This is a genomic window from Sulfitobacter sp. AS92, from assembly GCF_038900015.1.
Lineage (GTDB): Bacteria > Pseudomonadota > Alphaproteobacteria > Rhodobacterales > Rhodobacteraceae > Sulfitobacter.
This window is the reverse complement of sequence record NZ_JBBMQL010000001.1, coordinates 244,680-257,175: the sequence shown is the minus strand read 5'-3', so window position 1 is coordinate 257,175 and position 12,496 is coordinate 244,680. Positions and strand designations below refer to the sequence as shown.

At 55.8% G+C, this 12,496-nt stretch carries 11 protein-coding genes; 4 read left to right on the top strand and 7 right to left on the bottom strand.

Going from position 1 to position 12,496, the window contains the following annotated elements; all coding sequences use genetic code 11:
• Positions 1-149 precede the first annotated feature (149 nt).
• On the top strand, positions 150-2,771 hold the full coding sequence (mutS, locus tag WNY61_RS01245) for a DNA mismatch repair protein MutS (RefSeq protein WP_342849985.1): 2,622 nt from the start codon (positions 150-152) through the stop codon (positions 2,769-2,771).
• 31 nt (positions 2,772-2,802) lie between these two features.
• On the opposite strand, the gene WNY61_RS01240 is transcribed toward mutS, so the two are convergent.
• Together WNY61_RS01240 and hrcA are read right to left on the bottom strand one after the other, a co-directional pair.
• On the bottom strand, positions 2,803-3,366 hold the full coding sequence (locus WNY61_RS01240) for a nucleotide exchange factor GrpE (RefSeq protein WP_007118398.1): 564 nt from the start codon (positions 3,364-3,366) through the stop codon (positions 2,803-2,805).
• Between the two features lie 9 nt (positions 3,367-3,375).
• A complete protein-coding gene (gene hrcA, locus WNY61_RS01235; protein ID WP_342849634.1) occupies positions 3,376-4,440 on the bottom strand; it encodes a heat-inducible transcriptional repressor HrcA in 1,065 nt (354 codons plus the stop codon).
• A 110-nt stretch (positions 4,441-4,550) separates the two neighbouring features.
• On the opposite strand from hrcA, the gene rph reads away from it, so the two are divergent.
• From rph to hemW, 3 genes are read left to right on the top strand one after another with little or no spacing between them, the layout of a single operon-like run.
• Positions 4,551-5,264 carry a ribonuclease PH gene (rph, locus tag WNY61_RS01230; RefSeq protein WP_342849633.1) on the top strand — a complete coding sequence of 238 codons (714 nt, stop codon included), beginning with the start codon at positions 4,551-4,553 and terminating at the stop codon, positions 5,262-5,264.
• Entirely contained in the window at positions 5,261-5,872 is a 612-nt protein-coding gene (rdgB, locus tag WNY61_RS01225; protein ID WP_342849632.1) for an RdgB/HAM1 family non-canonical purine NTP pyrophosphatase, read from the top strand. The genes rph and rdgB overlap by 4 nt, the downstream gene beginning before the upstream one ends.
• Positions 5,865-7,019 (top strand): radical SAM family heme chaperone HemW, encoded by a 1,155-nt coding sequence (hemW, locus tag WNY61_RS01220; RefSeq protein ID WP_342849631.1) that lies wholly within the window; start codon positions 5,865-5,867, stop codon positions 7,017-7,019. Before rdgB ends, hemW begins: the two co-directional genes overlap by 8 nt.
• Here the strand turns inward: hemW and WNY61_RS01215 are convergent.
• Genes WNY61_RS01215 through mnmE form a run of 5 tightly spaced genes read right to left on the bottom strand, consistent with a single transcriptional unit; the run spans position 7,016 to position 12,482 of the window.
• Positions 7,016-7,915, bottom strand: a complete 900-nt coding sequence (locus WNY61_RS01215; RefSeq protein WP_342849630.1) for a ParB/RepB/Spo0J family partition protein — start codon at positions 7,913-7,915, stop codon at positions 7,016-7,018. The two genes, hemW and WNY61_RS01215, sit on opposite strands and share 4 nt — an antisense overlap.
• A gap of 12 nt (positions 7,916-7,927) precedes the next feature.
• Entirely contained in the window at positions 7,928-8,725 is a 798-nt protein-coding gene (locus WNY61_RS01210; protein ID WP_342849628.1) for a ParA family protein, read from the bottom strand.
• Positions 8,718-9,323: a 16S rRNA (guanine(527)-N(7))-methyltransferase RsmG gene (rsmG, locus tag WNY61_RS01205; protein ID WP_342849627.1), complete on the bottom strand. Its 606-nt coding sequence runs from the start codon at positions 9,321-9,323 to the stop codon at positions 8,718-8,720. Before rsmG ends, WNY61_RS01210 begins: the two co-directional genes overlap by 8 nt.
• Positions 9,320-11,230: a tRNA uridine-5-carboxymethylaminomethyl(34) synthesis enzyme MnmG gene (gene mnmG / locus WNY61_RS01200; RefSeq protein ID WP_342849626.1), complete on the bottom strand. Its 1,911-nt coding sequence runs from the start codon at positions 11,228-11,230 to the stop codon at positions 9,320-9,322. The genes rsmG and mnmG overlap by 4 nt, the downstream gene beginning before the upstream one ends.
• Complete coding sequence (gene mnmE, locus WNY61_RS01195; RefSeq protein WP_342849625.1) at positions 11,196-12,482, bottom strand: tRNA uridine-5-carboxymethylaminomethyl(34) synthesis GTPase MnmE; 1,287 nt, start codon at positions 12,480-12,482, stop codon at positions 11,196-11,198. The genes mnmG and mnmE overlap by 35 nt, the downstream gene beginning before the upstream one ends.
• Positions 12,483-12,496 lie beyond the last annotated feature (14 nt).

Sequence of the window (12,496 nt, the reverse complement as noted above, 5' to 3'; positions counted from 1 at the left end):
GAGTTCAGCACAACGCATGCCCTACGTCAGGGCAAATCGCATGACAAAGACCGCCCAACGCGCTGTACCCCCCTTTCGCTGAGGCGGGGGGTTTTGTAGGGTCCGCGCTGCAACAGGGGGCAGCCGTGCAGACAGAAAAAGTAACGCCAATGATGGCGCAATATCTCGAGCTTAAAGCGGACCACGCGGATGCGCTGCTGTTCTACCGCATGGGCGACTTTTACGAGATGTTCTTTGACGATGCCGTCGCTGCGGCCGAAGCGCTGGATATCGCGCTGACCAAACGCGGCAAGCATCAGGGCAAAGACATTGCCATGTGCGGTGTGCCGGTCCATGCCGCCGAAGGCTATCTGCTGACATTGATCCGCAAGGGGTTTCGGGTGGCCGTCTGCGAACAGATGGAAAGCCCGGCGGAAGCCAAGAAACGCGGCCATAAATCGGTGGTGAAGCGGGATGTCGTCCGTCTGGTCACCCCCGGCACGCTGACCGAAGAGTCCTTGCTGGAAGCGCGGCGGCACAACTACCTCGCCGCCTTTGCCGAAGTGCGTGATGCTTGCGCGATGGCGTGGGTCGATATCTCTACCGGAGCGTTTCACGTGATGCCCCTAGCGCAGGTCCGACTGGGGCCGGAACTGGCACGCCTTTCGCCATCGGAACTGATCGTATCTGAGGCAAAAGAGAACGAACTGCACGAAGTTGTCTCAGATTTCGGCATTGCGCTGACTGGGCTGGCGCGGTCGGCGTTTGACAGCACCAGTGCCGAAAAACGAATTTGCGACCTGTTTGATATCGCCACACTTGAAGCATTTGGCACCTTCACCCGCGCCGAGGTCTCGGCGATGGGCGCGGTAATAGAATACCTCACGATCACGCAACGCGGCAATCTGCCATTGCTGCGCCCGCCACAGAAAGAGGCCGAAGCGCGCACGGTTCAAATCGACGCGGCGACACGGCGCAATCTGGAACTGACCCACTCCCTCAACGGTGGCCGCACCGGATCACTGCTGTCGATCATGGACAACACTGCAACCGCTGGCGGCGCACGTCTGTTGGAGCGGCGGATCTCAAGCCCCTCGCGGGTGGTCGAGGTGGTTAACGCCCGCGCCGATGCGATCAGCTTTGCTTTTGACACCCCTCGCGTGGCGCAGGATATCCGTGAGCGTCTGCGCAATGTCCCAGACCTTGACCGCGCGCTGTCACGGCTTTCGCTAGATCGGGGCGGCCCACGCGACCTCGCTGCAATCCGCAATGGGTTGATTGAGGCCGAAGCACTGCATCAGTCTCTAACCCAGCACGAACTGCCAGATCTGTTGCGCGGCGCCGCCGACGGGCTGCAAGGCCATGGCGATATGATTGACCTGCTAGATCAGGCCCTGGTGGCAGAGCCGCCCCTGATGGTCCGTGATGGGGGTTTCATAGCGCCTGGCTACGACGAAGACCTTGATGCCGCCCGAGAACTTCGCGACGAAGGGCGTGGGGTCATCGCTGGCATGCAGCAGCAATTTGTCTCTGATACGGGAATTTCATCGCTAAAGATTAAGCACAACAATGTGCTAGGTTATTTCATCGAATGTACCGCCACCCACGCGGAAAAAATGCTTTCTGCCCCGCTCTCAGAGACATTCATCCACCGTCAAACAACCGCCAATCAAGTGCGTTTTACCACGGTCGAACTGTCAGAGTTGGAGACGAAAATCCTCAACGCTGGCAACCATGCGCAGGAGATTGAAAAACAGCTCTATGAACGTCTGCGCAGCGCGATCTTGGACCAAGCCGCCGAGATTGGCCAAGCGTCTTCCGGGCTGGCCGAAATCGATCTGGCCTCCGCGCTGGCTGACCTCGCCCGCAGTGAAAACTGGACACGGCCCCGCGTTGATATGTCCCGCGCGTTTGAGATTGAAGGCGGGCGGCATCCTGTCGTCGAGCGCGCACTGGCGCAGAAATCGGGCGAGCCCTTTATCGCAAATGACTGCAATCTGGGGGCTGAGGGTGACGCCGCCAACATCTGGCTGCTGACCGGTCCGAACATGGCGGGTAAATCGACCTTCCTCCGCCAAAACGCGCTGATTGCGTTGATGGCACAGATGGGCAGCTTCGTACCCGCGACGTCGGCACATATCGGCATCGTGAGCCAGCTTTTCAGCCGTGTCGGCGCGTCGGATGATCTGGCGCGGGGCCGCTCGACCTTCATGGTCGAAATGGTCGAAACCGCCGCGATCCTGAACCAAGCGGACGACCGGGCGCTGGTCATTTTAGATGAGATCGGCCGCGGCACGGCCACCTATGACGGCCTTTCGATCGCTTGGGCCACGTTGGAGCATCTGCACGACGTGAACCGCGCCCGCGCACTCTTTGCCACGCACTACCACGAAATGACGGCGCTGGCGGGCAAGCTGCCGGGGGTCGATAATGCCACCGTGGCGGTTAAGGAATGGGAGGGCGAAGTCGTCTTTTTGCACGAGGTCCGCAAGGGGGCCGCAGATCGGTCTTACGGCGTACAGGTCGCGCAATTGGCAGGCCTGCCGGCGCCGGTGATTGCGCGGGCTCGCGTGGTGCTCGAAGCGTTGGAGAAGGGCGAGCGCGAAGGCGGCGCCACCCAGAAAACGCTGATTGACGACCTACCGCTCTTTGCGGTCAGCCCTGCCCCACAGGCCAAAGTGGCCAAATCCTCCGCCGTTGAGGAAAAGCTGAAAGAGATCATTCCCGATGAACTCTCCCCCCGCGAAGCGCTTGAACTGATCTACAAACTAAAAGAGGCGGCCAATTCCTGACCGCCTCTTCCAAAACCTAACTGAATGAGTGTCAGCTTGCCGGGGTTGAAGACACACCAACCTGCGCGGGGCGCAGCAGTCGGTCGTGCAGCATGAAACCCTCTGCGGCGACCTGAATGATCTCACCCGCAACGGTGCCGGGCACGGGGGCCTCAAACATCGCTTCGTGGTGCTTAGGGTCGAATTTGTCACCCACTTCAGGTGCGATCACTTCGATGCCGTGCTTTTTGAAAACGCTCAGCAGCTCACGCATTGTCAGCTGGATACCCTCCAACAACGGACCCAACGCTTCGCGCTGTTCGTCCGTCGTGGTTTCAAGCGCGCGTTTCATGTTGTCGTAGACCGGCAGCATGTCACGGGCGAGCTTGGAGCCACCATAGTTTTCGGCTTCACGACGGTCCTTGTCAGACCGCTTGCGCGCATTTTCCGCATCGGCCAGTGCGCGCATGAAACGGTCACGATATTGGTCGCGCTCGGCGCGCAACTCTTCTACCGCGAGGGCTTCTTCGTCGATCTCGGCCATGTCTTCGGCGTATTCTTCAGCTTCGGCGCTGTCGATCTCGTCCAGAAAGTCGTTTTCCTTAGGCTCTGCCATGTTCCACCTCTAGTTCCGGTCGGAAATCAGCTTCCCCACCAGTTGTGCCGTGTAATTCACAATCGGCACGATACGTCCATAATTTAAGCGTGTCGGGCCAATGACACCCACGGCCCCGATCACCTTACGATCAGCGTTCATATAAGGGGAAACCACCAGAGAGGAACCCGAAAGTGAGAAAAGTTTGTTTTCTGAGCCGATAAAAATGCGCACACCCTCGCCATCTTCGGCAAGTTCGAGGAATTCGGCGATGTCCCGCTTGCGCTCTAGGTCGTCAAACAAGCTCCGGATGCGGTCCAGATCCTCCGCCTCACCCTCTCCGCCCAGAAGATTCGACCGCCCGCGCACGATCAGCCGCTCGGAATGCTCCCCTTCCGCATCCCAAAGCACGGCCCCACTTTCAACAAGCTGCTGCGCCAGCACGTCGATTTCCTGACGGCGCTTGGCAATCTCTCGTTTGATGCTGCGTTGCAATTCGCTGATCGTCTTGCCCTCGACAAAGGCGTTCAGGAAATTCGCTGCCTCGCGCATTGAGCTTGGAGTTTGCCCCGGCGGCGGGGTGAACAGCCGGTTCTCCACATGTCCATCCGAAAAGACCAACACCACCAGCGCCCGATCCGGCGATAGGGAGACAAACTCAATGTGCTTGATCGGCGCTTCGTGCTTTGGCGTCAAAACCAAGGACGCACCATGCGTCACACCAGACAAGGCCGAACCGATACGGTCCAGCAACCCACCGACATCGGAGGAATTATTTCCCAACGTCGCGTCGATCTTCTCGCGGTCCAGCTCGGTAGGGTCGCCGATTTCGATCATGCTATCGACAAACATCCGCAGGCCCATCTGCGTCGGAATACGCCCGGCCGAGACGTGTGGGCTGTCCAACAGGCCCATATACTCAAGATCCTGCATCACGTTTCGGATCGTCGCCGCTGAAACCTTCTCACTAAAGTCCCGCGTCAGCGTGCGAGATCCCACCGGATCACCGTTTTCCAGATATCCTTCGACCACCCGGCGAAACACTTCGCGGGATCGGTCATTCATGTCTTTCAGCAGTTCAGGCGTGTTTTTCATCTATGCTCGCTCTCATCTCTAATAAAGGTACAAGCCGGGCAAACGTCAATCGGGGTTGCATCAAAGCCTTGTGGGGCGGTATCCCCGGGCAACATTAAAAAGGATATGTCATGCGTCCCTCTGGCCGGAAACTCGATGAAATGCGCGCCGTCTCGATCGAGACAGGTTTCACCAAACACGCCGAGGGGTCGGCCCTGATTAAGATGGGCGACACGCATGTATTGTGCACCGCAACAATCGAAGACCGCGTACCGCCGTTTATCAAAGGCTCGGGTCTGGGTTGGGTCACGGCGGAATACGGCATGCTGCCCCGCGCCACCAACACGCGGATGCGCCGTGAAGCCGCTTCGGGCAAGCAGGGGGGTCGCACGGTTGAGATCCAGCGCCTGATTGGCCGCGCCCTGCGCGCTGGCGTTGACCGCTCTGCCCTTGGTGAGCGTCAGATCACCGTTGACTGTGACGTGCTTCAAGCTGACGGCGGCACCCGCTGCGCTTCGATCACCGGTGGTTGGATTGCGCTGCGTTTGGCAGTGAACAAGCTGATGAAAGCGGGTGATGTCGTTTCTGATCCGCTGGTTGACCCAGTCGCCGCGGTAAGCTGTGGCATTTACGCGGGCCAGCCACTGTTGGACCTCGATTACCCCGAGGATTCCGAAGCCGGCGTCGATGGTAACTTCATCATGACCGGTTCAGGCAAGTTGATTGAGGTCCAGATGAGCGCCGAAGGCTCTACCTACACCCGCGACCAGATGAACCAACTGATGGACTTGGCCGAAAAAGGCGCCGGAGAGCTGGCCGCAATCCAAAAATCGGTCACCGCATGACTCGTAAGTTCGCCGAAAGCCGGATCCTGATCGCCACGCATAACGCGGGCAAGCTGGCGGAAATGAGCCAACTGTTTGCTCCCCATGGGGTGTCCGTCGTTGGCGCGGCTGAGATGAACCTGCCCGAGCCAGAAGAGACTGAAACCACCTTTGTCGGCAATGCGCGTATCAAAGCTCACGCAGCGGCCAAAGCCACCGGAATGCCCGCGCTGGCCGACGATTCAGGTATCGAAGTCGAGGCGTTGGACAACGCACCCGGTGTCTACACCGCCGATTGGGCCGAAACCGAGAATGGCCGAGACTTTGTTATGGCCATGACCAAGACACGCGATCTGCTAGAAGAGAAGAACGCCCCCCACCCCCGCCGCGCCCGTTTCTGCGCGACGCTGGTTCTGGCATGGCCCGACGGCCATGACGAAGTCTTTGTGGGCAAGGTTAACGGCACTTTGGTCTGGCCCATGCGCGGAGAACAAGGGCACGGCTACGATCCCATGTTTCAACCGGACGGCCACGAAGTCACCTTTGCTGAAATGGACGCAGCGCAGAAAAACAGCATCAGCCACCGCGCCGATGCATTTGCCAAATTGATTGCAGGCTGTTTTGGGTGAAGATTGGCAACAAGGCGGCTTTGGTCTCTATATCCATTGGCCATTTTGCGAGGCAAAGTGCCCCTACTGCGACTTCAATAGCCACGTCAGCCGTCAAATAGACCAGTCCGCATGGCGCGAAGCATATCTCGCTGAATTGCAACGTGCTGCAGACGAAACGCCAGGTCGTATCCTCAACGCCGTCTTTTTCGGTGGGGGTACGCCCAGCTTGATGGACCCTGACGTGGTCGCAGATATCATCGCCGCTATCCGCCGGCACTGGCCCACCGCCAATGACCTAGAAATCACGCTCGAAGCCAACCCCGGTTCTGTCGAGGCTGGCCGCTTCGCTGCCTATCGGCAGGCAGGGGTTTCCCGTGTCTCTATGGGAATCCAGGCTCTGAACGACGCAGATCTCAAACGCCTTGGCCGTCTACATTCCGCCGAAGAGGCGATGACTGCCTTTGATATCGCGCGCAACACCTTTGAGCGCGTCAGTTTTGATCTTATCTATGGGCGACAGGATCAGACCGCCGCTCAGTGGGAAGCTGAATTAAAACAGGCTCTGTCCCTCGCGATCGATCATATTTCTCTCTACCAACTTACGATCGAACAGGGAACCGCATTCGGTGATCGTTATGCCCGCGGTAGGTTGCGTGGATTGCCAGACGAAGATCTGGGTGCAGACATGTTCACGATGACCCAAGACATCTGCAGTGAAATGGGCATGCCGGCTTACGAGGTCTCTAACCACGCCCGTGATGGCGCGCAATCCCGACATAATCTGATTTATTGGCGCTATGGTGATTACATTGGGATCGGTCCCGGCGCACATGGGCGGTTAACACTTAACGGTCAAAAGCTAGCCACCGTGGCCTACAGTAATCCACAACGCTGGCTTGATGGCGTGGCGAAGAGCGAAGCAGAGAAACCCCGTGTTGCCATCAGCCGAGGCGAACAGGCGACGGAGTTTCTCTTGATGGGTCTGCGCCTAAAAGAAGGTGTCGACCTTGCGCGTTATGCTGCCATCTCCGGGCATCCGATTGACGAAAATGCCGTGGCTCATCTACAAGATATTGGTATGGCAGAACGGCATGGAAATCGTTTAATCGTTTCAGATCAAGGCGTTATCGTATTGAACGCCGTGATCGAAACGCTTCTTCCTTAAGACCCACCTAACAAGCGACAAATCTCATCTAACTGATCAAGCGAGGTGTAATGCAGTGTCACCTTACCTGCTTCTTGGCCGGGCTTGTGATCCAATTCAACCTTCAATCCCAGGTTAGCTGACAGGTCTCCTTCAAGCGCCTGAGTATCCGCATCCTTCTCTTTGCGCTGCGAGAGGCGTGCATTATTTACCATATTATCGCGCTCACCGGCGTGGTCTTTTTTTACCAGCGCCTCTGTGGCACGCACAGAAAGGCCGCCCTTGATGACTTGCTGTGCAAGCTTCATCGGATCCTTTGCTGGAATCAACGCACGTGCGTGGCCAGCGCTAAGCTCACTCTGACGCACCATCTCCTGCACAGGTTCAGGCAGGTTCAGCAGACGAAGCAGGTTCGCAATATGGCTCCGGCTTTTACCCAAAGCTTCTGCCATTTTTTCCTGCGTATGACCGAACTTGTCCATCAACTGACGGTAACCCGCCGCCTCTTCGACAGAGTTAAGGTCGGCACGCTGTATGTTCTCGATGATCGCAACTTCGAGTACTTCGACATCAGTGAATTCGCGCACAATGACCGGAAGGCTATGAATCTTAGCGATCTGTGACGCACGCCAGCGGCGTTCACCGGCCACAATCTCAAAGTTACCATCGCTGATCGCCCGCACAATCAACGGCTGGATAACGCCCTTTTCGCGGATCGAAGCCGCCAGGTCGTCGAGGTTTTCCTGTTCAAAGCGTTTGCGCGGCTGATCAGGGTTCGGTTTGATCCGCTCAATCGGAACGAACTGCTCCGCCGCACCAGCTCCCTTAGCGGCGACGCTTTCTGTCTCTGCTACGTCAGCCATCAGCGCCGAAAGCCCCCGGCCAAGACCCCGTTTACGCTCTTGTTTGTCCGCCATACTGCCACCTTATTAACCATTGTTTCTTGTTAGCTCAGCCGCCAAATCTCGGTAAGCTACAGCTCCTTTAGAGGTTGGATCGTAACTTATCACCGGCATGGCAAAGCTGGGCGCTTCGCTCACCCGAACGTTCCGCGGAATGACGGTTTGGAACACCAGCTCGCCCAAGTTTGCACGCGCGTCATTTTCGACTTGTTGAGAAAGGTTATTGCGCTTGTCATACATCGTCAGCAGCACCCCCTCGATCCGCAAGTCTTTGTTCCCGCTTTGACGCACTTCCCGAATTGTCAACATCAGCTGAGAAAGCCCCTCAAGCGCGAAAAACTCACTTTGTAAGGGCACCAGCACAGAATGCGCAGCGATCATCGCATTAACAGTCAAAAGATTAAGAGAAGGTGGGCAATCGATAAGGATATAATCCAGTTCGAATGCATCCATCTGCGTTTGGCGCAATGCGTCATGCAAAAGAAAGCTCCGCTTCTCGTTAGAGAAAAGCTCGATATCAGCCGAACTAAGATCAACCGTTGCCGGAATAATCATCAGACCTTCTGTCTCTGTTTTCTGAATGACTTGTTGAGGTTCAATATCGTCAAGCAAGAGTTCGTATGTGGTGAACTCACGATCTTCGACTTCGATCCCAAGACCGGTTGAAGCGTTCCCCTGCGGATCAAGATCAACAACAAGTATGCGCTTCCCTGTTTCAGCCAATGCTGCCGCTAGATTAATCGTCGTTGTGGTTTTACCCACCCCACCCTTTTGGTTTGCAACTGCGATAATTTTTGGTCCCGCTGGACGAGATAGGTCAGGCACGAGTGATATCCTTGATCATCAAGACTGCCGCCGCAGAATTCGTCTTGCTTTCAATCGCTTTAAATCGGTAAGACCATAAGCGTTGAGCTTCTTCAACCTCCTGTTGCCAGTTCTGGCCTTTCGGAAAGATTGCAACGCCGCTGGGTTTAAGGTGCATTTCAGCATAGATAAGAAGTTGGCTCAGATCGCTTAGCGCCCGTGCGGAGAGAACATCTGCATCAAGATTTTGAGCGTTTTCAATCCGCTCGTTATCTACGGTCGCAGTCAGCCCTAGTTCCCTGATAGCAGTCCGTAAAAATGCGCATTTCCGCTGATCACTTTCGACCAATCTAACGCGGAACCTTTGCTCTTCTTGATTGAGTATAGCAATAACGATCCCCGGAAATCCGCCCCCACTCCCGATATCAACCCAGTTGTCTCCTTCTTCGGCAAGGCGGAAAACTTGGACTGAATCTAGAATATGGCGGTCCCAAAGGTCATCAAGGCTCGACTTGGAAACCAAATTGATCTTTGGATTCCATTTTCGAACCAGTTCTGCGAACGCCACTAACTTCTGCAATGTTTCACGTGAAACATTTTTTACGTCAAACTCGCTCATGCGGATTTCTTCCCCACGCCCCGTTTTACCCGCGCAAGTATCAAAGTAAGCGCAGCCGGAGTCATCCCATCGATACGAGCGGCCTGGGCCATGGTTTCGGGCCGCGCCGCCAAGATCTTGGTCTTAAGCTCATTTGAAAGTCCAGCAAGGGAAGCAAAGTCAAAATCGCCAGGTATCCGCAGGCCCTCGTCCTTCTTCAATAGATCAATTTCCTTTTTCTGACGCTCGATATAGGTAGCGTATAGAGCATCCCGTTCAATTTGCCGCCGCACTTCGGTTGGCGTATCTGTCAGGTTCGGGTTAAGCGGGATGAGGTCTTCGAAGCTAATGTCTGGAAAGGCCAAAACTTGAAACCCGGTGCGTCTTGAGCCATCTTGATTGACGCTCAGTCCGGCAGCTTGAAGTTCCTTCGGTGTGTACAGCTCAGATGAAAGACGTTCCTTGACTAAGGTTAGAGCGTTGAGCTTACATTCGAACGCCTCAATACGCTCACCTGACACACAGCCCAGTTCAATCGCCAATGGAGTCAACCGCTGGTCAGCGTTATCCGCTCTAAGCGACAATCGGAATTCGGCCCGCGATGTAAACATGCGATAAGGCTCAGTTACGCCCCGCGTCGTCAGATCGTCGATCATCACGCCGATATAGCTATCCGAACGGCTAAAGATGACCGGCTCCTTCCCCTGGGCAGAAAGAGCCGCGTTTAATCCAGCAACCAGACCCTGCGCAGCTGCTTCTTCATAGCCAGTGGTACCGTTGATTTGCCCACCTAGGTACAGCCCCTCTACAGTACGAACCCCCAACGTTGAGGAAAGCGCTCGCGGATCGATATAGTCATACTCGATTGCATAGCCCGGCTGAAGTATCACCGCATTTTCTAATCCAACCATGCTACGAACATAGGCCTCTTGAACATCCGCAGGAAGGGATGTCGAAATGCCGTTTGGATATATCGTATGATCATCAGCACCCTCAGGTTCCAAGAACACCTGATGGGATTCCTTATCTGCAAAACGCACGACTTTATCTTCAATCGACGGGCAGTACCGCGGCCCCACTCCGTCAATATGACCTCCGTACATCGCGGAACGACCAAGGTTTTCTCGGATGATCTTATGAGTTGCCTCATTCGTATGGGTAATCCCACAGGCGACCTGCGGGGCCGAGATTTCGTCAGACAAGAATGAGAACAGCACTGGCGCGTCATCGCCCGGCTGTTGTTCTAAAATATCCCAGTTGATCGTACGACCATCCAAACGCGGTGGTGTACCAGTTTTCAAGCGGCCCATCGGAAGGCCGAAGGAATCGATACGTTCGGCCAGTTTCACCGACGCTCTATCTCCCATTCTGCCGCCCTGGTGCGATTCATCACCGATATGAATAACGCCGCGCAGGAAAGTGCCTGTGGTCAAAACTACCGAGGTCGCATTGAGGGAGGTGCCATCGGCCAGTAAGACACCCGAAACGGTCGGGCCATCCATTAAAAAATCGACCACTTCACCTTCGACGATCTGTAGGTACTCCTGCCCTTCAGTCTCTCGGAGCATTTCATTACGGTAGATTTTTCTATCGGCCTGTGCACGCGGACCCTGAACCGCCGGGCCTTTGCGGCGGTTAAGTAACCGGAATTGAATTCCGGCCTTGTCAGCAACGCGGCCCATTACCCCGTCCATCGCATCTATTTCTCTGACTAGGTGCCCTTTACCCAGACCGCCAATAGCGGGATTGCACGACATAACTCCAATGCCATCGCGGCTCATCGTGACAAGGGCAGTCTGAGCGCCCATACGTGCTGATGCATGCGCGGCCTCCGCCCCCGCATGGCCTCCGCCGATCACGATCACATCATAATGTTTCACGTGAAACACTCCATCATTTACCAACGCAAAAGCTGGTGAAAATTTCATCCAACAAATTCTCAACGTCAATCCGCCCGACCAGAGATTCTAGCGCACGTATGGCGAATCGAAGTTCTTCGGCCGCCAAATCGTAAAAATCCGGCCCGCGCGTTAGGATAGCATCTACCTCACCCAAACACGATACGGCTTGCTCCAAAGCGACACGATGCCGCTCATGCGTTGCCAACCCGATGCCAGAGCTCCGCTTTGACAGGGTTGTTTGGATACGGGCGATAAGGTCAGAGACCCCCTGCCCGGTTTTTCCGGATACCCCGTTTTCACTGTTGGAAACGAGATCCGCTTTCGGTACTAATACGATGTCCTCAGCTTCCGGCGAAACCATGAGAGATTCGCCCGGTGAGGCGAGAAAGACCCTCAGATCCGCCAGCCTTGACCGTTCGATAGCGCGTTCAATCCCTATTGCCTCGATTTGATCTTCGCTATCCCTTAACCCAGCTGTATCAAGAAGCGTTACGGGCAAACCGCCCAGGTCCATTCGAACCTCAATTACATCCCGGGTCGTTCCTGCCACTTCAGAGGTGATCGCCGCATCTCTCCCGGCGAGCGCATTCAAGAGCGTAGATTTACCGGCATTTGGCGGACCAATGATTGCTACCTCGAAACCGCTTCGAACACGTTCCGCTACATGCGTACCTCGAATTTCAGCTTTTAGTTCAGCACCGACCTTCGTCAGCAGATCATTTACCTCTGGGGTAACATCAATCGGAACTTCTTCATCTGCGAAATCAATCGTCGCCTCAAGCAGCGCTGCCGCCCTAATCAAATCTTTCCGCCAGTCTTCAACGCGCGCACCAAGATGCCCTGACAAAACTCGCACGGCCTGCTTTCGCTGGGCTTCTGTTTCCGCTTCAATTAGATCTGCGAGACCTTCGACCTGTGCGAGGTCGAGCTTTTCGTTTTCCAACGCCCGTCGCGTGAATTCGCCTGCCTCGGCGATTCGCGTATCAGGAAATTCGCTAAGGGTCGAAAGCATTGCCCGGACCACAGCGATAGACCCGTGCAGTTGGAACTCTATCACATCTTCGCCGGTGAATGAATTCGGCCCGGGAAAGCTCAATACAAGGGCCTGATCAATCACCTCACCCGCAGAGTCCTGCAGATTGCGCAGAACGCTCGTCCGGCCTTCAAGTCGTTTGCCAGAAATCTTCTGCGCGATCGCAAAAGCCTGCGGGCCAGAGATGCGGATTACCGCAACTCCGGCTCGACCCGGCGCAGACGCTTGGGCGAAGATCGTATCCATATGTCACTAACCTA

Excerpts from the sequence above, each read along its gene's own strand:
- rph (WP_342849633.1), top strand. The coding sequence starts at position 4,551 with ATGCGTCCCTCTGGCCGGAAACTCGATGAAATGCGCGCCGTCTCGATC.
- WNY61_RS01240 (WP_007118398.1), bottom strand. The coding sequence starts at position 3,366 with ATGGCAGAGCCTAAGGAAAACGACTTTCTGGACGAGATCGACAGCGCC.
- rdgB (WP_342849632.1), top strand. The coding sequence starts at position 5,261 with ATGACTCGTAAGTTCGCCGAAAGCCGGATCCTGATCGCCACGCATAAC.
- mutS (WP_342849985.1), top strand. The coding sequence starts at position 150 with ATGATGGCGCAATATCTCGAGCTTAAAGCGGACCACGCGGATGCGCTG.
- hrcA (WP_342849634.1), bottom strand. The coding sequence starts at position 4,440 with ATGAAAAACACGCCTGAACTGCTGAAAGACATGAATGACCGATCCCGC.
- rsmG (WP_342849627.1), bottom strand. The coding sequence starts at position 9,323 with ATGAGCGAGTTTGACGTAAAAAATGTTTCACGTGAAACATTGCAGAAG.
- WNY61_RS01215 (WP_342849630.1), bottom strand. The coding sequence starts at position 7,915 with ATGGCGGACAAACAAGAGCGTAAACGGGGTCTTGGCCGGGGGCTTTCG.
- mnmE (WP_342849625.1), bottom strand. The coding sequence starts at position 12,482 with ATGGATACGATCTTCGCCCAAGCGTCTGCGCCGGGTCGAGCCGGAGTT.
- mnmG (WP_342849626.1), bottom strand. The coding sequence starts at position 11,230 with ATGAAATTTTCACCAGCTTTTGCGTTGGTAAATGATGGAGTGTTTCAC.